The following is a 25,411-nucleotide window of genomic DNA, read 5'->3' as shown; positions in this document are numbered from 1 at the left end:
TTCCGTCCTCGTCGACAGCGCGCCCTACTCGCTTCACCAGGCCAGCTTCGATTCGAGTTGGGAGCTCGACCTGTTCGGCGGCACGCAGCGGGGCATCGAGGCCGCGGTGCGCAGTGCGCAATCCGCCGAGGAGGATCTGCGCGACAGCCTCGTCACGCTGATCGGCGACGTCGCCGCCTATTATGTAGAGGCGCGCGGCTACCAGGCCCGGATCGCGCTGGCGCAGCGGACCGCAGTCTCGCAGCGCGACACCGAAAAGCTCACCCGTAGCAAATACGAGGCCGGCAGCGGCAACGCGGTCGATCTCGCCAAGGCCACCGCGCAAGCCGCGAGCACGGAAGCCAACGTTCCAACCTATCAGGCGGCGCTCGCGGCCGACATTCACCGGCTCGGAATCCTGCTCGGGCGAGCGCCCGACGGCGTCGCCTCGTTGATGGCACGGTCCGCGCCTGTGCCGGCGCCGCGCATGCCCTTGCCCACGGGATTGCCCGCCGACCTCCTCCAGAGCCGTCCCGATGTTGCCAGTGCCGAGCGCAAGCTGGCGCAGGCGACCGCCAAGATCGGCCAGGCCGAGGCCGACCGCTATCCGGCGGTGTCATTGACGGGCTCGGTGGGCACCTCCGCGATACGTGCCGGCGATCTCGCCAAATATTCGAGCCTGAGCTGGTCGGTCGGCCCCTCGATCACCGTACCGGTGTTCGACGCGGGCAAGCGGCTGGCTACGGTCAGGATTGCCGAGGCGCAACGCGACCAGGCATTCGCCACGTTCCATTCGACCCTGCTCACCGCGCTCGAGGACGTCGAGAACGCCCTGGTCTCGCTGTCGCGCGAACGCGTGCGTGCCACCAAGCTGACGGAAGCGGCCAGGAACTACCGCGAAGCCGCGCGGCTGTCGCGATCGCTGTTCGAGACCGGCAGCGCCAGCTTCATCGACGTGCTGGACGCCGAGCGCTCGCTCTATTCGGCCGAGGATTCCCTGATCCAGAGCAAGGTATCGGCGGCCAAGGATTACATCGCGCTGGCAAAGGCGCTCGGCGGCGGCTGGTCCGATCCGGTCGACATATCGACGCCGATCATCGTGGACAGCGACACGGGACCTCACTTGCGGGAGGCGCAGCAGTGACCGAGATCATCACCGCCAAACGCCTGAAGATCGCCGCGGCGATCGTTGCCGTCATGGCCACCGGCGTGGTCGCGGCCACGCGCTTTGCGGGAACGTCGAGCAAGGCGCAGTCCTACATCACGGCGCCGGTCACCGTCAGCGATCTGCGCGAGGAGGTGCTCGCAAGCGGCACGCTGAAGCCGGCGCGACTGACCGCGGTCGGCGCGCAGGTCTCGGGCCGGATCACCGCCCTCAACGTCCGTGTCGGCGATGCAGTCAAGGCCGGTGATGTCATCGCCCAGATCGACCCCGTCACCAAGCAGAACGACCTGCGCAGCTCCGAGGCGTCGCTGAAGAATTACCGGGCGCAGAAGGTCGAGAAGGAGGCCGCGCTGGTTCTGGCCGAGGCGAACCTCGCCCGCCAGCAGGCGACGTTGGCGCAACGCGCCACCTCGCGCAGCGATTTCGACAGCGCGGATTCGACGGTGCGCCAGACCCGCGCCCAGATCGCCGCCCTCGAAGCCTTGATCGTCGGGGCGGAAGCCAGCGTCGAGACCGCGCGCGTGAACCTCGAATATACCCGCATCACCGCGCCGATCGACGGCACGGTCCTCGCCACCGTGGCGCAGGAAGGACAGACGGTCAACGCGGTCCAGTCCGCGCCGACCATCGTCGTGCTCGGCCAGCTCGAGACCATGACGGTGCGGACGGAGATCTCCGAGACTGACATCATCAAGGTGAAGCCGGGGCAATCGCTCTATTTCACCATCCTCGGCGACCAGGACCATCGCTATGAAGCCCGTCTGGAGCAGATCGAGCCGGCACCCGAGTCGATCAAGAACGACGCCAGCTTCTCCTCGACCACCACGTCGAGTTCAAGCACGAGTTCGAGTTCATCGAGCTCCACCAGCACCGCCATCTATTACATCGGCGTCTTCAACGTCCCCAACAAGGAGCTTTCGCTGCGGACCTACATGACCGCCGAGGTGCACATTGTCACCGGTGAGGCCAAGCGCGTGAAGGTCATCCCCGCGCTCGCGCTGATGCGGAAATCCGACGGGCGCAGCACCGTCCGCACCCTCGATGCGTCGGGTAACGTGCGCGAGCGCGAGGTCAAGACCGGACTCAACGACCGCACTACGGTCGAGATCAGGTCCGGCCTCGATGAGGGCGACCGGGTCATCACCGGAGAAGCCAGCGAGCAGACCGCGTCGCGCGGCATGTCCGGCGGCCCGCCGGGAGGTCCCTGACATGGCCGATCCGATCATCGCCCTCGCGAACGTTCGGCGGGAGTTCGCGGCCGGCGACACCAGCGTGGTCGCGCTCGACGATGTCTCGCTGGGCATCCAGCCCGGCGAGATGGTGGCGATCATCGGCTCGTCCGGATCGGGCAAATCGACGCTGCTCAACATCCTCGGCTGTCTCGACCGTCCGACCTCCGGCAGCTATCGCGTCGCCGGCAAGAACGCCTCCGAGCTCGACGCCGACGCGCTGGCGGCGCTGCGCCGGGAGCATTTCGGCTTCATCTTCCAGCGCTATCACCTGCTCGGCGACCTCTCGGCCGGCGAGAACGTCGAGATCCCGGCAATCTATGCCGGGATGAAGGCCCGCGAGCGCCGCACGCGCGCAGAGCAGCTTCTCGCAAGGCTCGGCGTCAACGACCGGCGCGGCCATCGCCCGAACCAGCTATCGGGCGGCCAGCAGCAGCGTGTCTCGATCGCACGCGCGCTGATCAACGGCGCCGAGGTCATCCTGGCGGACGAGCCCACCGGCGCACTCGACCGGCGCAGCGGCGAGGAGGTGCTGAAGATCCTGAAGGAGTTGCATAGCGAGGGGCGGACGATCATCATCGTCACCCACGATGCCGATGTCGCCGCACGGGCCGAGCGCATCATCGAGCTGCGGGACGGCAAGATCGTCTCCGATCGCCGCACCGAAACGACGGACAATCCGAAGCGGCCTGTCGCCGTATCCCGTACGTCGTGGGACCACGTCCCCGGCTGGTCCGGCGCCTTGCGGCGGCTGCGCGAAGCCTCGCGGATGGCGCTGGTGGCGATGGCCGCGCACCGGCTGCGCGCCTTTTTGACCATGCTCGGCATCATCATCGGCATCGCCGCGGTGTCGTCGGTGGTCGCGCTCGGCAACGCGTCCCAGCGCAAGGTGCTGTCCGACATTTCGAGCCTCGGCACCAACACGATCGAGGTGTTTCCGGGCAAGGATTTTGGCGACGCGCGGGCCGGCAAGATCAAGACGCTGGTGCTGGGCGATGCCCGCGCGCTCGACCGGCAGGACTTCATTGCCGGGGTCACGCCGACGGTTTCCACCAGCACGACGGTGCGATATCGCGGCAACGAGTCCAACGTGCTGGTGAACGGCGTCGGCGAGAGTTATTTCCAGGTCAAGGGCGCCAAGCTCGCGAAAGGACGCCTGTTCGATACCGACGCGATCCGCAACATCGAGCGACAGGCCGTCATCGACGACAATACCCGCAAGACCTTCTTCGCCGACGACCAGACCTCCGGGATCGGCCGCGTGATCTGGCTCGGCAAGGTCCCCTGTCGCATCGTTGGCGTCATCGCCCAGCAACAGGGCGGGTTTGGCTCGAACCAGAATCTGTCGGTCTACCTGCCCTACACCACCGTGCAGGCCCAGTTCACCGGCGACCGTTCGCTGCGCAGTATCCTCCTGCGGATCAGCGACGAAGTTTCGACCGCCCTGGCGCAGGACGCGGTGACCACGCTGCTGACGCAGCGGCACAACACCAAGGATTTCGTCATCCTCAACACCGACGATATCCGCCGCACCATCACCAGCACGACACAAACGCTGGCGTTCCTGGTGGCGGCGATCGCGGTGATCTCGCTGGTCGTCGGCGGCATCGGCGTCATGAACATCATGCTGGTGTCCGTGTCGGAACGGATCGGCGAGATCGGCGTGCGCATGGCGGTCGGCGCCAGGCGCAGCGACATTCTCCAACAGTTCCTGGTGGAGGCGACTCTGATCTCGTCCATCGGCGGGATCGCCGGCATTCTCGTCGCGATGCTGCTCGGCGTCGCCATCAACGTCGCGGTGCCCGGATTCGAGGTGAGCTATTCGACGTTCTCGATCGGCGCGGCGTTCCTGACCTCGACCGGCATCGGGGTTGCCTTCGGCTTCTTCCCCGCCCGCCGCGCCGCCTTCCTCGATCCCGTTGTGGCACTGAGCCGCGACTGACCTTAGGATGCACCATGACCGCAGTTCTTCGGGCGAGACATTCGTCCGCAAATCGACCAACGATCGGCAACCCCGATGCGATTTCAACCATGACCAACGGCCCCCAGAACGTCCTGATCGTCGAGGACGACAAGCAGACGCGCGACCTCATCTCGCGTTATCTGCGCGATCACAATTTATCGGTCGACGCGGTCGCGAACGGCAGGGAGATGGACCGCCATCTCTCCCACGGGCGTGTCGACCTGATCGTGCTCGACCTGATGCTGCCGGGCGAGGACGGCCTCAGCCTCTGCCGCCGGCTGAGGATGGAGTCCACGACCCCGATCATCATCCTCACCGCGAAGGGCGAGGATCTCGACCGGATCCTCGGCCTCGAGATGGGCGCCGACGACTATCTGCCAAAGCCGTTCAACCCGCGCGAGCTCCTCGCCAGGATCAACGCCGTACTGCGCCGGCAAGCGAGCGGCCTCACCGCCGCCTCCGCCGCAGCGCGGCTCACGTTCCAGGGCTGGACCATCGACCTGCGCCTGCGCGAGCTGCGCGATCCCGAAGGCGCGCAGGTGCCGCTGACCAGCGCCGAGTTCGACCTGCTGCAAGCGTTCTGCGAGCGGGCGGGCCGCATCCTCACCCGCGACAACCTCCTCAGCATGACGCGCGGTCGTGCCGGTGCAAGCTTCGGCCGCAGCATCGACGTGCTGGTCAGCCGGCTCCGCCGCAAGCTCGACCGGACGGAAGGCACGTCCGTGATCAAGACCGTCCGCATCGGCGGGTACATCTTCACCCCGAGGGTGGAGCAAGCATGAGCCGCGCCGCCGACATCGTCGCGCTCTTCAGCTTCAGGCGGATCAGCGGCCAGATCGCCGCTTTGATCCTGGGATCGCTGGTCCTGATCCACGTCCTGATCGCCGGGTATTTTCTCCTCAACAAGCCAAAGCTGCTGGCGGACACGCCGCTGGAGCAGATCGAGCTGATCGTGCGGATCATCGCCAACACGCCGAAAGGCGAGCGTGCGCTCGTCCTCGACAGCGTCAGCCGAACCTTTCCGGCGCTCAAGCTCCAATTGCGAGACGGCGCCTCGGCCTCTGCCGCGCCGCAGTCGACGCGAACATCTCTGACCATTCCTTCCGGGCTTGGGGTCAGGGCCGAGCTCATCCGCGGCAGCAGCGCGGACGACGAGCGCGCCTGGTTCTACCTTCCGGGCGAGGACGTGCTCGAAGCCTCGATCGGATCGCCCCAAATGCCGGCCTTCGTCAGCGGCCTCTGGACCTCGACGCTGCTGTTCCTCGTGGCGAGCCTCACGCTGCTGGGCGTCTGGGCCGGCCGCGCGCTCTCCTCGCCTTTGTCGGCCTTCGCGCGCGCGGCGGAGGACTTCAGCGTGAGCCGGTCCTCGGCGCCGCTGCCCGAAAACGGCCCGGAGGAGATCAGGTCCGCGGCGAGAGCGCTGAACCGGATGCGCGATCGCATCACCGCACTCATGAACGACAGAACCCGCATGCTCGCGGCCATCAGCCATGATCTGCGCACTCCGATCACGCGCCTGCGGCTGCGTTCGGAATACATCGAGGATCCGGCACAACGCACGCAGACCGTGCGGGACCTCGACCAGATGCAGTCGATGCTGGAATCGGTGTTGTCGCTCCTGCGCAGCGAACGCCCGGCCAAGCCGACGCTGGTGGACGTCGCAGCGCTGCTTCAGATGGTTTGCGAGCAGTTTTCGGACAGCGGATTTGCCGTGACCTATTCCGGCCCGGACAGGGCCGCCTTCATCCTGCGGCCCGACGAGATCATTCGCGCGGTCACCAACCTCGTCGGGAACGCAACGCGCTTCGGCACCGAAATCGTCGTCGCGTTGTTGACGGTCGAGGACCGGCTCGTCATCGACGTCTGCGACGACGGGCCCGGCATTCCCGACGAACGGAAGGCGGCGATGCTGGAGCCCTTCGTGCGCGGAGAGGAAGCGCGCACCATGGACGAGACTTCGGGATTTGGCCTCGGCCTGTCGATCGCGCTAGCGATCGTGACCGCACATGGAGGAACGCTTCAGCTGCTCGACAACGCGCCAAAGGGCCTGCGCGTCCGCCTGCAGCTCGTGAAGGCCGCCCGCGACGATTCGTCGAACGCCTCCGACATAAAGTCGTGACAATCGTCGGGCTTGTCGTGCGTCCCGCCTCTGCTTCCCCCCGGAGTTCCCATGTCTTCTGCCGACCGGCCGGCAACGCGCCTTGCGACCCGGCTTGCCTTCCTCGTCGCCGGCTTCGGCATCGCGTGCTGGGCGCCGCTGGTGCCGTTCGCGAAGACGCGGCTCGGCGTCGACGACGGCGTGCTCGGATTGCTGCTGCTCAGCCTCGGCATCGGCTCGGTCGTCGCGATGCTGCTGACGGGAATCATCAGCGCGCGCCATGGCAGCAGGCCGATCATCATTGCGGGCGGCTTTGGTCTGGCGCTGGTGCTGCCCCTGCTCGCCGTCGCAAGCTCGCCCACGACGCTGGGGCTGGCACTGTTCGCATTCGGCGCCGCGCTCGGCTCGATCGACGTTGCCATGAACATCCACGCCGTGGAGGTGGAGCGCGCAGCGGGACGGCCGCTGATGTCGGGCTTCCATGCGCTGTTCAGCATCGGGGGCTTTGCCGGATCGGCGCTGATGACGGCGCTGCTCTCGCTGCAATTCGCCACGCTCTCCTGCACGCTGATCTGCTCCGTCCTGATGCTGATCGCGATGGTCGTGACCTGGCCGCGCCTGCTTCGCTCCGTGCAGGTGCAGGAGGGCCCGCTGTTCGTGCTGCCGCACGGATCGGTGCTGCTGCTGGCGCTACTCGGCGCCATCACTTTCCTGGTCGAAGGCGCGATGCTCGATTGGGGCGCATTGCTCGTCATCGGCGCAGGCCTCGTCACCGAGGCGCAAGGCGGCGCCGGCTATATCGTGTTCTCGATCGCGATGACCGCGGGCCGGCTCGGCGGCGACGCCGTGGTCGCGCGTATCGGCGACCGCGCGACATTGCTCTGGGGCAGCCTGATTGCGATCGCCGGTTTCGTGGTCCTGCTCACGGCGCCGGTTGCGGCGGTCGCCATCGCCGGATTCCTGCTGATCGGGCTCGGCGCGTCGAACCTCGTGCCGGTGCTCTTCCGCCGCGCGGCGCGGCAAACCGTCATGCCGACGGGGCTTGCGGTCGCGGCGATCACGACCGCAGGCTATGCCGGGATCCTGATCGGGCCTGCCGGCGTCGGCTTCGTCGCCCGCCTTGGCGGATTGCCCATGGCGTTCTGGCTGCTGGCCGTGTTGATGGGCCTGGTGACGCTGTCGGCAGGCATCGTCACAAAGCATGAGCGTCAGACCATACCGACCTAAGCCATTCCGTCTCAAGCATTTTCTGGACGAGTCGAAGCCGGCCCGAGCCATCCGCGCAGGTCTGTCAGCCATGCGGCTTTCGGCCAGTTTACTGGACGTCTCGTTCTGCTAGACCACAACAAAATACCTTTTGACTCCCGTCGCGGGGGCAATGGCACGTGCCAGCTCATAACAACCAAGACTCGGTCGTTTCATTCGGGCCATTTCGGCTGTTTCCAAAGTCCCGGCTCCTGGAGAAAGAGGGGGAGCCGCTTCATGTCGGCGGTCGCGCGCTCGATATTCTGATCCTGCTTGCCGAGCGCCCGGGGGAGGTCGTCGACAAGAGGGAGCTGGTGAAGCGCATCTGGGCCGACGTGAACGTCGACGAGGGCAGCCTGCGCTTCCATGTCGCAGCCTTGCGCAAGGTGCTCGGCGATACCGGCAAGTCCGCCCGTTATGTCCTCAACGTGCCGGGCCGCGGCTATTGCTTCGTCGCCCCGTTCGCCGAAGCGGCCCCACAGGTCGCCTCAGTGTCCGAAGACATCATCCCTCCCCGCTCCCTGCCCGCTCAACTCGCGAAGATGGTCGGCCGCGAGGAGGTCATCGAGAAGATCTCGAACGGCCTGACCCACTATCGGTTCATGAGCGTGGTCGGCCCGGGCGGCATCGGCAAGACCGCCGTCGCCGTCACGGTCGGGCATCGCCGCGCGGCGGATTTCGGCGGCCAGGTTTTCTTCGTCGATTTCGGTCCGCTGCGCGACGCCGGCCACGTCACGACCACGATCGCCTCCGTGCTCGGGCTGGCCGTCAGCTCGGAGGACCCGACACCGGCCATCCTGACATTTCTGAAGACCGCCCCGGCCCTGCTGATCTTCGACAGCTGCGAGCACGTGCTGGACGCGCTGACGCCGCTCGTGGAGCGCATCGTTCGCGAAGCGCCGCAGCTTCGCGTTCTCGCGACCAGCCGGGAGTCGTTCCGAAGCGAAGGCGAGCGGATCTTCCGGCTGTTTCCGCTCGACTGTCCGCCCGAGCGCGAGGGCCTCGATGCCGCCGAGGTTCTGGCCTACCCGGCCGCCCAGCTGTTCGTCGAGCGCATCGCGCAGAGCTCCGGACCGTTCCGGCTCAGCGCCGAAGATGCGCCACTCGTCGCGCGCATCTGCCGGCGGCTCGACGGCATTGCGCTGGCGATCGAGCTCGCGGCGGGCCGGGTCGACGCGTATGGCATCGCCGGCACGGCCTCGCTGCTCGACAGCCGCTTTTCGCTGCAATGGCGCGGGCGACGCACGGCCGTCCCGCGGCACCGGACGCTCGCCGCGGCCCTCGACTGGAGCTACGACCTGCTGCCTCCGGCGGAAAGCGCCACACTGCGGCGCCTCTCGGTGTTCGCCGGGCCGTTCGCGCCGGAGGCGGCCGCCGCGGTCGCGGCCGGCGACGGCCTCAGCGCTTCGGAGACGCTGGAGGCGATCGACAGCCTGGTCACGAAATCGCTGATCTCGCCATCCGGTTCGCGGGCGCTGCGCTATCGCCTGCTCGACACCACGCGCACCTATGCGCTCGGCAAGCTGAGCGAGCTCGGCGAAAACGGGGCGTTCGCGCGGCGCCATGCGGAGCATTTTCGCGACTTCTTCGAACGTGCGGGGGCCGACACCTCGACGCCGCTTCCGGCATGGCTGAGCACCTATGGCGGCGAGCTGGACAATGTGCGCGCGGCGCTGGACTGGGCCTTCGCGGCGGGCGGCGATGCGAGGCTCGGCATCGCGCTGACCGCGGCCGCGGTCCCCCTGTGGGTGCGTCTTTCGCTGTTCGCCGAATGCCGCGAGCGCTGCAAAACGGCACTGGCCGCGCTCGGAGACGACCGCGACGACGACCGCATCCGCATGCAGCTGCTGTCGGCGCTCGGCTGGTCGCTGATGTATGGCGAGGGCCGCGCACGCGAGGCGCGCCCGATCCTCGAGACGACACTCGAGCTGGCCGAGAGCCTCGACGACAAGGATTTCCGGCTGCGCGCGCTCTGGGGCTTGTGCATCGACCAGTTCAACAACGGGCAATTCGGCAAGGCTCGTGCGCTCGCCGATCGCTTTGCGGACGTCGCGATGAAATCATCCGACAGCACCGATCTCATGCTGGGCGACCGCCTGATGGCGGTCGCGCTGCATTATCTGGGAGACCAGAACGATGCGCGGCAGCGCATCGACCGGGTCAACGCCTCACTGCACGTGCTGGAAACGAAGCCCAAGATCTTCCCGCTCGACCTCAGGATATCGACGCAATATTTCCGCGCCCGCATCCTCTGGCTTCAGGGCCTTGCCGATCAGGCCCGGGCGCTCGCCGCCAGGAATATCGAAGAAGGCCGCGCCAACGGCCACGCGCTGACCTTCTGCAGCGTGCTCGGGCAGGCCGCCTGCCCGATCGCGTTCTGGTCCGGCGATTTCGATGTCGCGGCGCGCCACGGCGCCGAGCTGCTCGAACACACCGAGCGCCACGCCATCCGGCCATGGGGCCTGTGGGCGAGGGCCTTCAACGCCGCGGTCGTGGCCAGGCGCGGCGACATCGCGACGGGCCTGCCGCTGTTGCACGACGAACTCGATCGTGCCGGCGATGCGCGCTTCCTGCCGCGCTTTCTGCCCTTGCTCGGCGAGCTCGCCGCGTGCCTGCTGGAGGCCGGCCAGATCGACCGCGGCCTCGAAATGATCGCGGACGTCCTCGCCCGCTGCAACGACCGGCAGGAGCGCTGGTATCTGCCGGAGCTGATCCGCATCGAGGGGGAATTGATGCTGAGAAGCACGCCGCACGCGGAGCGCGCCGAGGCGCGCTTTCGCGAGGCGCTCGACGTCGCGGCCCAGCAGGGCGCGCGCTTCTGGGAGCTGCGCTGTGCGACCAGCCTCGCACGGCTCATGATGGGCGCTGGCCGCAGCGCAGAGGCTTACGCGGCTCTCGACAAGGCTTGCGGCGCGTTTGCCGAGGGCTCTGAGATCGCCGACATGCGCGTGGCGCGCGACCTGATGGCGCAATCGCGCCCCTGACAGGCCGCGCCCCGATCTAGCCTCCGACCGCAGCCGCGCGGCGCGGCAGCTTCCAGCCGGGCCGGATGAAGTGGCAGGTGTAGCCGTCCGGATAACGTTCGAGATAATCCTGATGCTCGGGCTCGGCTTCCCAGAACTCGGCGGCGGGCGCCACCTCGGTCACCACCTTGCCCGGCCAAAGGCGTGAAGCCTCGACGTCGGCGATGGTGTCTTCGGCGATCTTTTTCTGCTCCTCGCTCGTGTAGAAGATCGCAGAGCGATAGCTGGTGCCGAGATCATTGCCCTGGCGATTGAGCGTGGTGGGATCGTGGATCTGGAAGAAGAACTCCAGCATGGTCCGGAAGCTGGTCCTTGCGGGATCGAACATGATCTCGATGGCCTCGGCGTGGCCTTCGTGGTTGCGGTAGGTGGCGTTCTTGACGTGCCCACCGGTGTAGCCGACACGGGTGGAGATCACGCCCGGCTGCTTACGGATCAGATCCTGCATGCCCCAGAAGCAGCCTCCGGCCAAAACTGCACGCTCTGTCGTCATATCTCCGCTCCCGATTGATTGCCCGGTCCGTTCTATATCCGTAACATAGGCTCTCGGCCGCCCGGCCGAAAACCATGCTGTTGATACGTGCCCACGCGCGTGCTGGAGCCGGTGGGACCGCGATGCTCGCCTCAGGCCAGCTTGGCGTCGAGCGTGATCGCTGCGTTGAGCACCTTCGACACCGGGCAGTTTTTCTCGGCTTCGCCGGCAATTTTGGCAAAACCGGCCTCGTCGAGGTTCGGCACCTTGGCACGCAGGGTCAGCGCGGATTTGCTGATCTTGAAACCTTTGCCTTCGGGCTCGAGGGTCACGGCCGCTTCCGTCGAGAGCTCGTCCGGCGTGAATCCCGCCATTTGCAGGCCGAAAGCCAGCGCCATCGTAAAGCAACCCGCATGGGCTGCCGCGATCAACTCCTCGGGATTGGTTCCCTTCTCATTCTCGAAACGCGTCTTGAACGAATAGGGCGTCTGAGCGAGTACGCCGGATTCGCTGGTCAGATGGCCGGTTCCATCGCGACCGGTGCCTTTCCAGACGGCCGTTGCCTTGCGGATCATGTCAGTTCTCCCTGTGCGGTTTCAGTATCGAGCTCCGTAGCGGAGCAAGGCGACATTGGCGTGGCGGCGATCAACGCTGCAGCGTCAGGTCGGCAGCGGTTGGCCGGCCTGCTCGCGCACCATGTAGTCGGCGTACCATTCGGCCCAGTTCTCATCATGTCCACCGGTCCGCCGCTCATGTTCGCCATGCGCGGCCGCCGCCCGGCGGAGTGCGGCTGCCAGATCCGGCTGCGAAGCGAATGTCGTAGCCCCGCCTGCTATGCGTCCCGGCAGTCGCGTTGTCACCTCCTGGAACAGCCAGCCGTTGCCATCGGGATCGCTGAACGAGGCAAACGAGCTGTAGCTGCCGCGGTTGGGGTCGGCGCCACTGACCCGAACACTGCCGAACAAATACGGCTCGTCCGGCCCGGCGTGAACATCGCCGGCACCGTGGAATGGCGCGCTGACCTCGACGCCGCGGTCGAGCAGATCCCGTCGTGCGGCCTCCAGATCGGAGACGATCAGGTACAACCCTCGCACCGAGCCGGGTGCGGCGGCCGTCACATTGGTTCCGAAGATCACCGAGCAGGCCGAGCCAGGCGGGGTGAACTGGACCACACGCCAATCATTTCCAGAAGTGAAGTCGGCATCCAGCCGCCAGCCAAGGCGCGCATAGAACGCCTTGGCGTGATCGACATTGGACACGGGGATCACGACGACTTCGAGCTTCCAGTCGGCGCTGCGCGATGTCGAGAGTTCGGGATCAGTTTCGAGAGTAGTCATGTCGAGCTCTCCGTCAGCGTGCTTTTCATGCGATGGTGGGACTCCCGCAGCACGGGCTCCCAATCGCGACACTGCTCGTCGAGATGACCATCCAATTGAGGTCGAACGACACCGTCGTTCGCCGGAGCGCCGATTCCGGACATCATAGCCTCCCGCTGGAAGTGCGATCCAACTCGAAGGTTATTGTGGATGCATCGCGCGCATCTGGCGCGTTAGACGTTGCAAGATTCTGTTATGATCGGCGTCGACGCGCCCGGCCCGCTCGCCCGCCCGTCGCGCGGGACCAGGAGGCCTTGCAGGGCGCGCCGTCAGATCGGCGCATCAAATCTGCCGAGCGGCCTGAATTGAGAGCATCTTCAACGAGATACCGCCCGAGTCCCCGCTCGCAAGTCCTAACACATTCTAACACGCCAAGCCGCATGGGCACCGCCATGGTGGAGACATTGCTCGGTGGACATGGCGGGACATGGCGCTTCTAGAAGATGTGATCGATGCCAGCGGCGGAATGACGCGCTGGAACAGCTTGAGCCGTTTCACGCTCCACCTTTCCATCGGCGGAACATTGTTCGCCGACGCCGGACATGCCCGGGAATTCAAGGACGTGACCGCCGAAGGCTCGACCCGGACGCAATCGCTCCGCTTCACCGGCATCACCGGAGGCGAACGCTCGGGCTGCTTCCAACCCGACGCGATCACCATCGAGAAGCTGGACGGTGAGGTGCTGCAGACCTGGAGCAACCCCGTCTCCGCATTTGCCGAGGCGGGCCCGCCTCCGCTTGCGGACGAGCTGCATCTCGTTTTCTTCTGCGGTGTCGCGATCTGGAGCTATCTGACGATTCCATTCCTGCTCGCTCACCCCGATGTCGTGACCGAGGAGCTGCCGCCTTGGCAGCAGGGCACCGAAACCTGGCGCCGGCTGCGCGCGCAATTTCCGCCGCATCTGATCACGCTCGCGTCCGAGCAGATCTTCTATTTCGACGGGAGCGCCCTGCAGCGGCGCACCGATCACGAGCTGTTCGGGATGAACGTCGCTGACGCCTCCTGGGCACACGACAATTTCGGCGGCATCGTGGTGCCGACGCTTCGACGCATTCAGGCGATGCAGCCGGACGGAACCGTGATCGCCAAGCCCGTGCTGATGGATGTCGAGATTTTCGATGCTGTGTTCGAGTAGCGCCGACGCACTTCAAATTTGAATCGGATTGTGACGTCGAACGACGCGCTCCTGCGGCGGGCTGTCGCACCTGACGCAGACGCACAAAATCTAACAGATCCTCATTACCCCTAACGAGCGTCCTGGCCGGTTCACGACTATCCTTCGAGCATGGAGCATTGGTTTGCGCGTTCGCCGGGCCGCGCAAACGGCGGCAAAGCCAGGAGAGGACGAAGCGATGTCGAACAATTTGCAGGCGGCACATGACGGTCCGGCCGGCGCACGGAATTCCGAGATTCTTCGCCGGACACCGGTCATCACCGGAGACAACCAACCCACGGCCATGGAGTTGCCGCGCGTCAGGGTCAATGCCCTGCCGAAATGGCGGCTGCGGCGCGTCGAGCAATACATCGCCGGTCACTACGACCGCGGCATCAGCCTGTCCGAGCTCGCCAATGTCGCCGGCCTGTCCAGGATGCATTTTGCAGCACAATTCCGCGCCGCGACCGGCTACCGTCCCCGCGAATATCTGCTCCACCACCGGACCGAGCATGCGAAGACGCTGCTCGCGACCACCGAGCGTCCCTTGGCGGAGATCGCGCTCGCCGTGGGCTTCAGCACGCAGGCGCATTTTTCGACCGTGTTCAAGCGCATCAGCGGCGAGTCTCCCGCGCGCTGGCGCCTCGCCAGCAAGGACGAACGGCGCGCGGTCGAAGCGCCTCCATTGCGTCCTCCGTGCCCGGAGACGAATTGGGTCGCTGCCGCTCGCTACACCGGATCGAACGCGCGGATCGGCGGCAGATTGCCGGTGAACTTCTCCACCTCGACCGCAGTCAGCTGACCGGTGCAGCCCTGCGCCAGCGACGAGGTGCCGACGTCGCGGGTCAGCACGTTGGGATTGCCGTGAACGCAGAGCGGCGCCTCGTCCTCGGGATCCATCGGGTCATACCAGGCACCGGTCGGGAGCTGCACCACGCCAGGCGCGATGCCGTCGGTGACGTGGACCGCGGCAAGGCAGGCGCCGCGCGCGTTGAACAGACGGATGATGTCGCCATCCCCAATGCCGCGCGCGTTCGCGTCAACCGGGTTCATCCGCGCGACCTCGCGGCCGCGATGCTTCGAGCCAAGCGAATGTCCGCCGAAATCGAGCTGGCTGTGCAGCCGCGTCACCGGCTGGTTGGCAACGAGGAAACAGGGCGCGCCGGGCTTCGGCATGTCGGTCTTCTCCAGCCAGACCGGATGTCCGGGACAATCCGCATCGCCGTGGCCTGCGATCTTCTGCGAATAGATCTCGATGCGGCCGCTCGGCGTCGGCAGCGCATGATTGACGGGGTCTTCGCGAAAACGGCGCAGCCTTCCGCCGTCGTCGGGCTGCTGCGGCACCACCAGGCTGCCGCGCGTCCAGAATTCGTCGAAGCTTGGGGCCTCCAGGCCACGCTTCGCGAGCGAGGCGCGGGTCGGCTCGTAGAGATGTTCCAGCCATTGCCGCGAGGTGCGTCCTTCAGTGAAGGGCTCGCGCGCGCCGAGACGATCGGCGAGATCGGCGAAGATGTCATAGTCGTCGCGCGCAAGGCCAAACGGCTCGGCGACCTTGTGCATCGCGACCATCAGAGGGTCGTTGCTGGAATAGCCGATGTCCTCGCGCTCGAGCGTCATCGTCGCGGGCAGCACTATGTCGGCATGACGGGCGGTGGCGGTCCAGGCGAGTTCGTGCACGACGAACGTATCGAGTTGCGCAAAGGCTTTGCGCAGGCGGTTGATGTCCTGGTGATGATGGAAGGGATTGCCGCCGGCCCAATAGACCATGCGGATATCGGGATAGGTGCGTGTCTCGCCGTTGTAGCGATAGGTGCTGCCGGGCTGGAGCAGCATATCGGCGATGCGCGCCACCGGAATGAAATCGGCGACGCCGTTGCGGCCCTGCCCCAGCGTCGGTCCCGGCACGTCGTTGACGCGGCGGCCGTAATAGCCGATCGCCCCGAGCGAATAGGCATAGCCGCCGCCGGGAAGGCCGATCTGGCCGAGCGCTGCTGCCAGCACCATGCCCATCCACACCGGCTGCTCGCCATGCTCGGCCCGCTGCAGCGAATGCGAGACGGTGATCAGCGCGCGCTTTCCGGCCAGCCGGCGCGCGAGCGTGCGGATCGTCTCGGCATCGACGCCTGAGATCGCGGCAGCCCATTCGGCATGCTTTGCCTGCCCGTCGCTCTCGCCGATGAGATAACGCAGGAAGACCGGCCATCCTTCCGTGTAGCGATCGAGGAAGGCCTGATCGTGCAAGCCTTCGCTGACCAGCGTATGGACGAGGCCGAGCATCAAGGCGGTATCGGTGCCCGGCACGCAGGTCATCCACTCCGCGCCGGCCTCGACGGGCAGGTCTTCGCGAAGCGGGCTGACCAGGATGAACTCGCAGCCGCGCTTGCGGGCCGCTGCCATGGCGCCGCGCTCGACATGCTTGCTGATCGAGCCGCCGGCCACCATGGAATTCTTCAGCGCCATGCCGCCGAACGCCAGCACGATGTCGGTGTCGGCAGCGATCTGCTCCCAGGTGACGTTGCGCTTGGTGATGTCTTCGTAGCCGGCGAGGATTTGCGGCAGCAGCACCGACGACGCGCCCGAGGAATAGGAATTGACCGAGCGCACATAGCCGCCCATCGCGATGTTGAGGAAGCGGTGCACCTGGCTCTGGGCGTGATGAAAGCGGCCGGCGCTCGACCAGCCATAGGAGCCGCCAAACACGGCGCCGGGACCGCGCGTGTCGCGGATGCGACCGAGCTCGTCGCCGAGCAGATCGAGGGCCTTCTCCCAGCTGACCGAGACGAACTCGTCGCGGCCGCGGCGATTGTCGGGACCGGGCCCGCGCTCTAGCCAGCCACGGCGGATCGCCGGCTGGGCGATGCGCGCCTGGTGGCGGAGCGCGCCGGGGAAATTGTCGATGATGCCGTTCGGATCGGGATCGCCCGCATAGGCCCTGACCTCGAGGCCATCAGCGCCCTGGCGCGCGGAAAACACACCCCAATGCGAGGTGTGCGGCTTGAAGCCGTCCGAGAGGTCGAGACCGGGGTCGGGGAAGCCAATCGTATCGTCCATCGTCTGATCCTCGTTCCGGTCCGGTCTGCAATCGGGCTGGTAATATACCGATCCGGTCCTGACGTCGTCGAGATCAGCCTTGACGGAAACGCTGGGCTGCCCCGCGCGGCGAATAGCCCGATCACACGATGACGATGCGCGCTTGGAGCGGGCGCCCCTAACAGGCGCGCCGGAGTTGGGCGTCACTCACCTGCGCAGCAATCGACCAACAGCTGCCAGATTCGCTGCGCCTCGCGCCGCTCGTGCGCCTCCGGCGCCTTCTCGGCGCGGGATCGAGCATATCCGACTATGCCCGGCGTTTGGCGAGGCACGATCCACCGCTCCGAGATCGGGTCGTACCATTTTCCGATGTTGATCTCAGTCACGGCGATGGACCCACGGATGCGCTCAACGGTCGAGCGAGACGCCTGCCGCGGCTTCATTCGAGCCATTGGGCGACGCGCCACTCAGTTTACCAATCGTGAGCTGGCGCGATCGTTCCGATTCCCTGCATCATCCCGGCCGGGCCGGATGTAGCGTGCGCGGATGCCGCTCGTGCAGCAGCCGCGCGAGCTCCTCGCGCTCGGTAGCGCGGCCCTTCATGGCCGTCTCGAACAGCGCCTCCTGGATGTCGCGAGGCATGTCGCCCCACACGTCCATCGCCGCGCGCCCGAGCAGGCCCGCAAGATGATCAATCCCATCGTTCATTCGGCTCTCCTGGTCTGCACACCGGAATGGAACAGCTGCGGCGGTCCAGCGTTCCCGTGTCATCATTATCAAAGGAGTGATCATTTATGGGATTCTTCACCAAGGACATCAAAACGATGGAAGACCTGCTGCTGCACGGGCTGCAGGACATCTATTACGCAGAGCAGCAGATCCTGAAGGCGCTGCCCGAGATGATCGGGAAGGCAACCAACAGGGATCTCGTCACCGGGCTGAAAGCTCACCTGGACGAGACCAAGAAGCAGGTCGAACGGCTCGACAAGGTGTTCGCCAAGCTCGGCAAGGAGCCCAGCGGCACGCAATGCCCTGCCATCGACGGCCTCATCAAGGAAGCCGACGCGACCGCCGGTGAGATCGAGGACAAGGCGGTGCTCGATGCCGCGATCGTCGCCAACGCCCAGGCCGTGGAGCACTACGAGATGTGCCGCTACGGCACGCTGATCGCATGGGCCGAAGAGCTCGGCCACGACGACATCGTGCGCTTCCTCACCACCAATCTGAACGAAGAGAAGGCCGCCAACACCAAGCTGAACACGGTGGCGCTGCGCAAGGGCGTCAACGCCAAGGCCAGCAACGCGGCCTGATCGAGAGCTGCCGATTGCGACGTGGCGGCCCGGCCTGCCGGTGCCGCCACGTTTCTCGTCAGATGAACGGCTTTCCACCGGTGACGGCCAGCGTCGCCCCCGAAGTGTAGCTCGAGAGCGGATCGGCCAGCATGACATAGGCGGTTGCAAGCTCGGCCGGCTGGCCGGCGCGCTGCATCGGGACCTGCTTGCCGAAATTCTTGACCCTGTCCTCCGACATGGTCGAGGGGATCAGTGGCGTCCAGATCGGCCCCGGGGCCACGGCGTTGACCCGAATGCCCTTCTCCGCCAGCATCTGGGCAAGTCCGCCCGTGAAATTCTGGATGGCGCCCTTGGTCGTGGCGTAGGCCAGCAGCGTCGGGTTCGGCATATCCGAGTTCACCGACGCCGTGTTGATGATCGAAGCGCCCGGCCGCATGTGAGGCACGGCGGCCTTGGTCAGATAGAACATCGCGTGGATGTTGGTCTCGAACGTGCGCTGCCACTCCTCGTCGCTGATGTCTCCGATGTCCTTGAACGTGGCCTGGTGCGCCGCATTGTTGACGAGGATATCGATGCCGCCGAGCTCCTCGACGGTGCGACGCACGATGGAGCGGCAGTGCTCGGGCTCAGAGATGTCGCCGGGGATCAGGACAACCTTGCGCCCTTCCCGCTCCACCAGCGCCTTGACCTCGGCCGCATCCTCGTCCTCGTTCAAATAGGAGATGACGATGTCGGCGCCCTCCCGGGCATAGGCGATTGCGACCGCACGGCCGATGCCGCTGTCGCCGCCGGTGATGAGCGCCTTCTTCCCGGCCAGGCGCCCGGCGCCCTTGTAACTCTCTTCGCCATGATCGGGGCGTGGCTGCATCGCCCGCGTCGAACCGGGCATCGGTTGCTGCTGCGACGGATAGGGTGGCTTTGGATAATCGGTCATGAAGCGGCTCCTGGAATCTGCTCCGCTAACGGAGCCCCGCCGGAAGCGTTCCTGTGACCCGCGCTGCTGCACCGCGGAACCATTTGCGCCGCAACATTCAAAAATGAGACTGCCCGTCAAGCCGCGCGAGGTGCTCACGCATGCACCGCGCGCGACTTCGGCTAGCTTCTCTCCAAAGCCGCGGACCTTCGAAAGACACGCGGCGCCGCGCCGGCTCGGCGCGGCCATAAATCGACGACACAGGGAGGAGCACAATGTCGAAATGCAGTGTCGGACTGCTCGCGCTGAGCAGCCTGTTTCTTTCAAGCGCAGCGATCGCCCAGGAAAAGATCAAGGTCGGCGTGACCGCGACCCTCGAAGGCACCTACACGGTGCTCGGCGAGGACGGCATGCGCGGCCACCAGACCGCGCTCAACGTGCTGGGCAAGAAGATCGGCGACAAGGAGCTCGAATTCATCGTCGCCTCCACCGACGCGACGCCGGACTCCGCCGTGCGCGCCGTACGAAAACTGATCGAACAGGATAAGGTACAGATCCTGCTGTCGCCGCTCTCCGGCGACGAGGGTATCGCGGTGAAGAATTTCGCGAAGACCCATCCCGAGCTGACCTTCATCAACGCGGCGTCCGGTGCGCAGGAAACGACCTATGTCGACCCTGCCCCGAACTTCTTCCGGTACAACATGGATGGCGCGCAGTGGCAGGTCGGCCTCGGCAAGTACGCCTATGACGAGAAGAAGTATCGCAAGATCGCGACCGTCGGCGAGGACTATTCCTTCATCTACACGCAGGTGTTCGGCCTCGTGCTCGAATTCTGCGGCGCCGGCGGACAGGTCACCAACCGGCAATGGGTGCCGCTCGGCACCAAGGACTTTGCTTCAGTCATCGCCGCCCTGCCCGACGATGTCGATGCGATCTATCTCGGCCTCGGCGGCGCGGACGCCGTCAACTTCCTCAACCAGTATCAGCAGGCCGGCGGCAAGGCGCATCTGATGGGCGGCTCCATCATGATCGACCAGACCATTCTGTCCTCCAAGGGCAACGCCAAGAACGCCCTGGTCGGCACCATCGCGGCCAGCGGCCAAGCCGACACCTGGGAGGACCCGGGCTGGCAGAAATTCGTGAAGGCCTATCAGGACGCCTTCCCGCCCAACAAGCGCTTCCCGAGTCCGTCGCTGCTCGCGACCAATTATTACGGCTCGACGATGGCGCTGATTCTGGCCCTGCGTGAGGTCAATGGCGATCTCAGCAACAATCAGTCGAAGTTCAAGGCTGCGCTGGCGAAGATCGAGATCGACGCGCCGAACGGCAAGATCAAGCTCGACTCCAACCGCCAGGCGATCGGCACCAACTTCGTCACCGAGGTCGTCGACGACGGCAAGGGCGCGCTGTTCAGCAAGGTGGTGAAGGTGATCCCGAACGTGAACCAGACGCTTGGCTATGATCCGGCCGTGTTCTCCAAGATCGGACTGCCAAGCCGCACCGTACCGGAATGTAAGAAATACTGACGCATCACGGCTGCAACGGACAACCGGGGAGCGACTTGCTGACGCGGTCGCTCTCCGCTCTTGCAATCTCGCCGGCGTTGTTGAACGCTGGCCGAAAAGACAAGAACATTCGGGAGGGGAAGGCATGAGCCGCGCGCTCGCCGTCTTCCACGGCCGCTTCGGCCGGGCGACGGTTTATCAATTGAACCGCCCTTTCAATATCCACGCCCATCGCGAAGGTCATTTGATCTTCCATGTCGGCGGCATGTCCGCATGCATCGATGTGTCCGACGGGCACTACGATCTCACCGAGACCTCCGTCGTCGCGGTCAATCCCTGGGAACCGCACAATTTCCTGCCCACGGACGCAGACGGCGGTGCGATCTTCTTCGTGCTCTACGTCAATGCCGAATGGTTTGCACCCGATGCCTCCGGCACCCACCAGCTGCGTTTCGGCCGCACCCAGTTCAAGCGCACCCCCGCCCTCGACAAGCACATCAGGCGGACCGCTGCGCTCGTTTGCGGCGCACCATCGCTCTCCAGTCTGGATTCCGAACTGCGGAGGCTGATCGACATCTGTTACGACGAAAGCTGGCAGCAGGCCGAGATCGCGCGCGATCCGCGCGCAGACGGCTCCGTCACCGATTTCCGCGTGCGCAAATGCATCAAGATGATGTCGGAGAGCCCCGGGGCCGAGATCGAGCTCGACGCCATCGCGCGTGAATCCGGCCTGTCGCGGCCGCACTTCTACCGGCTGTTCCGGGTCCAGACCGGCGTCACGCCGAACCTTTATCTCAACACGCTGATCATGGAACAGGCGCTGGAAGCGCTGGTGGCGAGCGAGACGCCGATCGCCGACATCGGCTTCGATCTCGGCTTCTCCTCGCAAAGCGGCTTCACCCGCTTCTTCGCTGCCAATGTCGGGATGGCGCCGACCGATTATCGGCGCGCCGCCAAGATTTTGCGCGCCTGAGCCCCGCGCGAAAAGATACTCACGATCAAACGTTCCCCTCGCAGCCCCGCTAGGATGCCGGCAACGCGATCCCGAAAGAGGATCGCGACCGACGGGAGCGCACGTTCATGGCGAGGCTAGCAGCCGACGCAAGGCTGTGTGACCTGCATTCGATCGACCTTCGGCGTGCGGCATGGCCTGGAAGGCGCTGCGCATGAGCCGCTTTGTCGAACGCCATCCGGCCTGGGCGCTGATCGCGATCATCGCGATTGCCGTCCTGCTCTGGCTGATCTTCGCGGTCTGGCCGCCGGGGCTCGAAGAAGCCATCGGGCGCAAGCGCGTCTTCCTCAACGCTCTCTTCAACGGCATCACGCTGGGGGGACTCTACTTCCTCGTTGCCAGCGGCTTCACGCTGATCTTCGGCTTGATGCGCAACGTCAACCTCGCGCACGGCTCGCTCTATCTGTTCGGCGGCTATGTCGGCTACGCCATCAGCTCAGCGACCGGCTCCTGGGTGCTCAGCTTCATTGTCGCTTTCATCCTCACGGCTCTCGTCGGCGTCCTGCTCCAGGTCATCGTGTTCCGCCGGATGGAGGGACAGGATCTCAGGCAGACCATGGTGACGATCGGGCTCTCGATCGTGTTCGCCGACCTCATGCTGTGGGCCTGCGGCGGCGACTTCTACCAGATCCAGACGCCGAACTGGCTGATCGGCCCCATTGAGCTGCCGCTGATCACGGCGATCAAGTCCTCGGGCGAGCCGGTGTATCTCAGATACCCCATGGTGCGGCTGGTGATCTTCGCGGCGTCCGTGATCATCGGCGTCGCGATGTGGCTCGCGCTCAATCGCACTCGCATCGGCATGATCATCCGCGCCGGCGTCGACGACCGCGATATCCTCGCCGCGACCGGCGTCCGGATCCAGCTCGTCTTCGTCGCCGTGTTCGCATTCGGCGCGGGACTTGCCGGCATTGCCGGTGTCGTCGGCGGCACCTTCCAGTCGCTGTCGCCCGGCGAGGACATCCGCTTCCTGCTCGCCTCCCTCGTCGTCGTGATCGTGGGCGGTATGGGTTCGATCCCCGGCGCGGCGCTCGGCGCGCTGATCATCGGTCTCGCCGAGCAGCTCGGCTCGGTCTACATACCGACCTATGCCATCGTCGTGACCTTCCTGATCATGGTGCTGGTGCTGGCGATCCGGCCGCAAGGCCTGTTGGCGAGGCGCTGAGATGTCGCTCGCCCACGATGCCCGCGTTGCCGTTCGTCCCGCCACCGCCACGCAGCGCGCTGCGCGGACATGGCCCGAGATCAACAATCCCGCTGCCTGGGTCGTCGCCGCCATTCTCCTGATCATGCCGCTGATCGCGAGCGGCTTCTTCCTGATCGAGATCTTCGCGACCACGCTGATCCTCGGCACCATGGCGCTCAGCCTGATGTTCCTCGCCGGCTATGGCGGCATGGTCAGCCTGATGCAGCTCACCATCGCGGGCTTCTCGGCCTACATGGTCGCCGTGTTCGGCGTCAGCGGCAACGCCAATATCAGCCTGGGCTGGCCATGGTGGCTCGCGGTCCCCATGGCGCTGGCGCTGGCGACCGCCTTCGGCACGCTCGGCGGTGCGCTCGCGGTGCGTACCGAAGGCATCTACACCATCATGATCACGCTCGCGATCGGCGCTGCCTTCTACTATTTCACCAACCAGAACTGGGCGATCTTCAACGGCCATACCGGCATCAACACCGTGGCCACCCCGCATTTCTGGGGCGTCAACTGGCGCGCCGACATTCCCTTCTATTACATCGTGCTCGCGGTCGCCGCGCTCTGCTACTTCGCGGTCGAATACATCTCGCGCGCACCCTTCGGCCTCGCCCTCCAGGGCGTGCGCGACAATCCCAGGCGCATGGCCGCCCTCGGCTTCAACGTCAATGCGCACCGCATCGCCGCCTATGCCTTTGCCTCCTTCGTGGCCGCACTTGCCGGCGTGCTCCAGGTCTGGAACTACCGCCAGATCTCGCCGGGCTCGGTCAGCGTCGGGGCCTGCATCGACGTGCTCATCATCGCCGTCGTGGGAGGTATCACGCGCCCGATCGGCCCCTTCATCGGCGCGCTGATCTTCGTGCTGCTGCGCACCTTCGCGCTCGACTTCCTGGTCAGGCTCGGCCTCGACGGCAACCGCTTCCGCCTGCTGATCGGGCTCGGCTTCCTCGCCATCGTGTTCTGGTCCTCGGACGGCGTCATCGGCCTGTGGCAGCGCTGGCGCCAGAGCCAGCATAAGTCTGCAAACCGAGCTGGCGGAGGGCGCGGCCATGGATAGCGTCGCGCAGCGTCTCTCGGCCGTCGGCGCCGGCGCCGCGCTGGAGCTGCGCGGTGTGACGCGGCTGTTCGGCGCACTGGCGGCGCTGACCGACATCACCATCACCGTGCGTCCCGGCGAGCGGCGCGCCGTGCTCGGCTCCAACGGCGCCGGCAAGACGACGCTGTTCAACTGCATCACGGGCGACTTCCCGCCCTCCTCCGGCACGATCCGGTTCTTTGGCGAGGACGTCACCCATTTCCCGCCGTATGAACGCATCCGCCGCGGGCTGCGCCGCACCTACCAGATCTCGGCGCTGTTCCCCGGCCTCACCGTGCAGGACAACGTCTATCTCGCCTGCCGTGGCGTCTCGCGCGGGCGCTTCTCGTTCCTCCGCCCGGGGCAGAACGACGCCTTGATGCATGCGGCCGACAACCTCGTGCAGGCCGTGCATCTGTCCGCCGTGAAGGACCAGCGCGTGGCCGAGCTCGCGCACGGCCAGCAGCGCCAGCTCGAGATTGCGCTGGCGCTCGCCGGTGCCCCCCGCTTCGTGCTGTTCGACGAGCCGGCCGCCGGCCTATCGCCGACCGAACGGGCCGAGCTGATCGAGATCCTGACCTCGCTGCCGGCGCATATCGGCTACATCATCATCGAGCACGATATGGACGTGGCGCTCCGCGTCGTCGAGAGCGTCACGATGATGCACAACGGCCGCATCTTCAAGGAGGGCCTGCCGGAAGAGATCCAGTCCGACCCTGAAGTGCAGGAGCTTTACCTCGGAGGCGGCCATGAATGAGGCGCGCCGCTCCGCCGCCGCCCTCGAGGTCCGCGGGCTCGATGTCTATTACGGGCACTCGCACGCGCTGCAAGGCGTCGATCTGACGCTGGAGAGCGGCGTGTTCTCCGTCGTCGGCCGCAACGGCATGGGCAAGACCACGCTGTGCAAGGCGATCATGGGGCTGGTGAACGTGAGCGGCGGTTCGATCCGGGTTCGCGGCGAGGACGTCACGCGGCGGCCGCCGGCCCAGATCGCCCGGCTCGGTGTCGGCTATGTGCCGCAGGGCCGCCGGCTCTGGCGCTCGCTCAGCGTCGACGAACATCTGCAGCTCGCCGGCGGAATGCGCTCGGGCGCCTGGACCGTCGAACGCATCTACGACACCTTCCCGCGCCTTGCCGAACGCAAGGGTCACGGCGGCGGCCAGCTCTCCGGCGGCGAGCAGCAGATGCTGGCGATCTCGCGCGCGCTGCTCACCAATCCGCATCTGCTGATCATGGACGAGCCGACCGAGGGTCTCGCGCCCGTCATTGTCGCGCAGGTCGAGGAGATGCTGCTGCGGCTTGGCGAAGACGGCGACATGTCCGTGCTCGTGATCGAGCAGAACATCGGCGTCGCCACGGCGATCTCGCGCAACGTCGCGATCATGGTCAACGGCCGCATCAACCGCATCATCGAGTCCGCGCGGCTCGCTGCCGACCGCGAGCTGCAGCAGCGCTTGCTCGGCGTCGGGCTTCACGCCGAGCTGGAACCTGACATCGAGACCCCCGCGTCCGGTCCCGAGGCGAAACCGGCGCCGGCGCCACGGCGCGACGGGCCGATCCGCATCTACATCTCCAACCCGACGCTGCCGACGCGGTGGTCGCAGCCGGTGCCGATCGCCCGCATCGAGGCGGCGGCGCGCACACTCGCGACCCAGGTCGCGCGGCTCGACGAGACGGGACGGCGCAAGC

The 25,411-nt window shown here is 66.0% G+C and carries 21 protein-coding genes and 1 pseudogene; 16 read left to right on the top strand and 6 right to left on the bottom strand.

Features of this window, described 5'->3' with window-relative positions; translation table 11 throughout:
- From SE92_RS32535 to SE92_RS32505, 7 genes are all read left to right on the top strand, one after another.
- On the top strand, window positions 1-1,123 hold a 1,123-nt coding region (locus SE92_RS32535), incomplete at its 5' end, for an efflux transporter outer membrane subunit (RefSeq protein ID WP_063202661.1).
- The gene (locus SE92_RS32530) at window positions 1,120-2,352 is read left to right on the top strand and encodes an efflux RND transporter periplasmic adaptor subunit (RefSeq protein ID WP_063202659.1); all 1,233 of its coding nucleotides are present in this window, start codon (window positions 1,120-1,122) and stop codon (window positions 2,350-2,352) included. The genes SE92_RS32535 and SE92_RS32530, both read left to right, overlap by 4 nt.
- 1 nt (window position 2,353) lies before the next feature.
- Window positions 2,354-4,315, top strand: coding sequence for a MacB family efflux pump subunit (locus SE92_RS32525; RefSeq protein ID WP_063202657.1), 1,962 nt, complete (start codon window positions 2,354-2,356; stop codon window positions 4,313-4,315).
- Between the two features lie 89 nt (window positions 4,316-4,404).
- Window positions 4,405-5,118, top strand: a complete 714-nt coding sequence (locus tag SE92_RS32520) for a response regulator (protein ID WP_063202655.1) — start codon at window positions 4,405-4,407, stop codon at window positions 5,116-5,118.
- Window positions 5,115-6,455: an ATP-binding protein gene (locus SE92_RS32515; protein ID WP_063202653.1), complete on the top strand. Its 1,341-nt coding sequence runs from the start codon at window positions 5,115-5,117 to the stop codon at window positions 6,453-6,455. The genes SE92_RS32520 and SE92_RS32515 overlap by 4 nt, the downstream gene beginning before the upstream one ends.
- A 51-nt stretch (window positions 6,456-6,506) precedes the next feature.
- Window positions 6,507-7,661 (top strand): MFS transporter, encoded by a 1,155-nt coding sequence (locus SE92_RS32510; protein ID WP_063202651.1) that lies wholly within the window; start codon window positions 6,507-6,509, stop codon window positions 7,659-7,661.
- Window positions 7,662-7,819: 158 nt separating this feature from the next.
- Window positions 7,820-10,663, top strand: a complete 2,844-nt coding sequence (locus SE92_RS32505; protein ID WP_063202649.1) for an ATP-binding protein — start codon at window positions 7,820-7,822, stop codon at window positions 10,661-10,663.
- A gap of 16 nt (window positions 10,664-10,679) precedes the next feature.
- Here the strand turns inward: SE92_RS32505 and msrA are convergent, their stop codons facing one another.
- From msrA to SE92_RS32490, 3 genes are all read right to left on the bottom strand, one after another.
- Complete coding sequence (msrA, locus tag SE92_RS32500; protein ID WP_063202647.1) at window positions 10,680-11,195, bottom strand: peptide-methionine (S)-S-oxide reductase MsrA; 516 nt, start codon at window positions 11,193-11,195, stop codon at window positions 10,680-10,682.
- A gap of 131 nt (window positions 11,196-11,326) precedes the next feature.
- On the bottom strand, window positions 11,327-11,749 hold the full coding sequence (locus tag SE92_RS32495; RefSeq protein ID WP_063202646.1) for an OsmC family protein: 423 nt from the start codon (window positions 11,747-11,749) through the stop codon (window positions 11,327-11,329).
- A gap of 84 nt (window positions 11,750-11,833) precedes the next feature.
- The gene (locus tag SE92_RS32490) at window positions 11,834-12,511 is read right to left on the bottom strand and encodes a VOC family protein (RefSeq protein WP_063202644.1); all 678 of its coding nucleotides are present in this window, start codon (window positions 12,509-12,511) and stop codon (window positions 11,834-11,836) included.
- A 466-nt stretch (window positions 12,512-12,977) separates the two neighbouring features.
- On the opposite strand from SE92_RS32490, the gene SE92_RS32485 reads away from it, so the two are divergent.
- Window positions 12,978-13,685 carry a hypothetical protein gene (locus SE92_RS32485; protein WP_063202642.1) on the top strand — a complete coding sequence of 236 codons (708 nt, stop codon included), beginning with the start codon at window positions 12,978-12,980 and terminating at the stop codon, window positions 13,683-13,685.
- 322 nt (window positions 13,686-14,007) lie between these two features.
- A pseudogene (locus SE92_RS32480) lies at window positions 14,008-14,505 on the top strand (helix-turn-helix domain-containing protein); the annotation flags it as partial.
- Here the strand turns inward: SE92_RS32480 and SE92_RS32475 are convergent.
- Window positions 14,433-16,754 (bottom strand): molybdopterin guanine dinucleotide-containing S/N-oxide reductase, encoded by a 2,322-nt coding sequence (locus SE92_RS32475; RefSeq protein ID WP_063202640.1) that lies wholly within the window; start codon window positions 16,752-16,754, stop codon window positions 14,433-14,435. The pseudogene SE92_RS32480 and the gene SE92_RS32475 overlap by 73 nt on opposite strands.
- Window positions 16,755-17,246: 492 nt before the next feature.
- Entirely contained in the window at window positions 17,247-17,441 is a 195-nt protein-coding gene (locus tag SE92_RS32465) for a hypothetical protein (RefSeq protein ID WP_063202636.1), read from the bottom strand.
- A gap of 86 nt (window positions 17,442-17,527) precedes the next feature.
- Between SE92_RS32465 and SE92_RS32460 the strand changes: the two genes are divergently transcribed.
- Window positions 17,528-18,043, top strand: a complete 516-nt coding sequence (locus tag SE92_RS32460; RefSeq protein WP_063202635.1) for a YciE/YciF ferroxidase family protein — start codon at window positions 17,528-17,530, stop codon at window positions 18,041-18,043.
- 58 nt (window positions 18,044-18,101) lie between these two features.
- Here SE92_RS32460 and SE92_RS32455 read toward each other — a convergent pair whose 3' ends face one another.
- The gene (locus SE92_RS32455) at window positions 18,102-18,959 is read right to left on the bottom strand and encodes an SDR family oxidoreductase (protein ID WP_063202633.1); all 858 of its coding nucleotides are present in this window, start codon (window positions 18,957-18,959) and stop codon (window positions 18,102-18,104) included.
- Between the two features lie 254 nt (window positions 18,960-19,213).
- On the opposite strand from SE92_RS32455, the gene SE92_RS32450 reads away from it, so the two are divergent.
- From SE92_RS32450 to SE92_RS32425, 6 genes are all read left to right on the top strand, one after another.
- Complete coding sequence (locus tag SE92_RS32450; protein ID WP_063202631.1) at window positions 19,214-20,464, top strand: ABC transporter substrate-binding protein; 1,251 nt, start codon at window positions 19,214-19,216, stop codon at window positions 20,462-20,464.
- Window positions 20,465-20,588: 124 nt separating this feature from the next.
- On the top strand, window positions 20,589-21,416 hold the full coding sequence (locus SE92_RS32445) for an AraC family transcriptional regulator (protein WP_063202629.1): 828 nt from the start codon (window positions 20,589-20,591) through the stop codon (window positions 21,414-21,416).
- A 193-nt stretch (window positions 21,417-21,609) separates the two neighbouring features.
- Window positions 21,610-22,620 carry a branched-chain amino acid ABC transporter permease gene (locus SE92_RS32440; RefSeq protein ID WP_063203878.1) on the top strand — a complete coding sequence of 337 codons (1,011 nt, stop codon included), beginning with the start codon at window positions 21,610-21,612 and terminating at the stop codon, window positions 22,618-22,620.
- 1 nt (window position 22,621) lies between these two features.
- On the top strand, window positions 22,622-23,704 hold the full coding sequence (locus SE92_RS32435) for a branched-chain amino acid ABC transporter permease (RefSeq protein WP_063202627.1): 1,083 nt from the start codon (window positions 22,622-22,624) through the stop codon (window positions 23,702-23,704).
- Window positions 23,697-24,479, top strand: a complete 783-nt coding sequence (locus SE92_RS32430; protein WP_063202625.1) for an ABC transporter ATP-binding protein — start codon at window positions 23,697-23,699, stop codon at window positions 24,477-24,479. Before SE92_RS32435 ends, SE92_RS32430 begins: the two co-directional genes overlap by 8 nt.
- The coding region (locus SE92_RS32425; RefSeq protein ID WP_157095995.1) for an ABC transporter ATP-binding protein at window positions 24,472-25,411 on the top strand (940 nt) is incomplete at its 3' end. The genes SE92_RS32430 and SE92_RS32425, both read left to right, overlap by 8 nt.

It is taken from the genome of Bradyrhizobium sp. AT1, assembly GCF_001590795.1.
Taxonomy (GTDB): Bacteria; Pseudomonadota; Alphaproteobacteria; order Rhizobiales; family Xanthobacteraceae; genus Bradyrhizobium.
This window is presented reverse-complemented; position numbering and strand designations above follow the sequence as displayed.

Bases quoted from the DNA above. Each gene is read 5' to 3' on its own strand.
- SE92_RS32465 (WP_063202636.1), bottom strand. From the start codon at position 17,441: ATGAACGATGGGATTGATCATCTTGCGGGCCTGCTCGGGCGCGCGGCG.
- SE92_RS32510 (WP_063202651.1), top strand. From the start codon at position 6,507: ATGTCTTCTGCCGACCGGCCGGCAACGCGCCTTGCGACCCGGCTTGCC.
- SE92_RS32485 (WP_063202642.1), top strand. From the start codon at position 12,978: ATGGCGCTTCTAGAAGATGTGATCGATGCCAGCGGCGGAATGACGCGC.
- SE92_RS32475 (WP_063202640.1), bottom strand. From the start codon at position 16,754: ATGGACGATACGATTGGCTTCCCCGACCCCGGTCTCGACCTCTCGGAC.
- SE92_RS32525 (WP_063202657.1), top strand. From the start codon at position 2,354: ATGGCCGATCCGATCATCGCCCTCGCGAACGTTCGGCGGGAGTTCGCG.
- SE92_RS32445 (WP_063202629.1), top strand. From the start codon at position 20,589: ATGAGCCGCGCGCTCGCCGTCTTCCACGGCCGCTTCGGCCGGGCGACG.
- SE92_RS32440 (WP_063203878.1), top strand. From the start codon at position 21,610: ATGAGCCGCTTTGTCGAACGCCATCCGGCCTGGGCGCTGATCGCGATC.
- msrA (WP_063202647.1), bottom strand. From the start codon at position 11,195: ATGACGACAGAGCGTGCAGTTTTGGCCGGAGGCTGCTTCTGGGGCATG.
- SE92_RS32515 (WP_063202653.1), top strand. From the start codon at position 5,115: ATGAGCCGCGCCGCCGACATCGTCGCGCTCTTCAGCTTCAGGCGGATC.
- SE92_RS32430 (WP_063202625.1), top strand. From the start codon at position 23,697: ATGGATAGCGTCGCGCAGCGTCTCTCGGCCGTCGGCGCCGGCGCCGCG.
- SE92_RS32450 (WP_063202631.1), top strand. From the start codon at position 19,214: ATGTCGAAATGCAGTGTCGGACTGCTCGCGCTGAGCAGCCTGTTTCTT.
- SE92_RS32460 (WP_063202635.1), top strand. From the start codon at position 17,528: ATGGGATTCTTCACCAAGGACATCAAAACGATGGAAGACCTGCTGCTG.
- SE92_RS32435 (WP_063202627.1), top strand. From the start codon at position 22,622: ATGTCGCTCGCCCACGATGCCCGCGTTGCCGTTCGTCCCGCCACCGCC.
- SE92_RS32490 (WP_063202644.1), bottom strand. From the start codon at position 12,511: ATGACTACTCTCGAAACTGATCCCGAACTCTCGACATCGCGCAGCGCC.
- SE92_RS32455 (WP_063202633.1), bottom strand. From the start codon at position 18,959: ATGACCGATTATCCAAAGCCACCCTATCCGTCGCAGCAGCAACCGATG.
- SE92_RS32495 (WP_063202646.1), bottom strand. From the start codon at position 11,749: ATGATCCGCAAGGCAACGGCCGTCTGGAAAGGCACCGGTCGCGATGGA.
- SE92_RS32520 (WP_063202655.1), top strand. From the start codon at position 4,405: ATGACCAACGGCCCCCAGAACGTCCTGATCGTCGAGGACGACAAGCAG.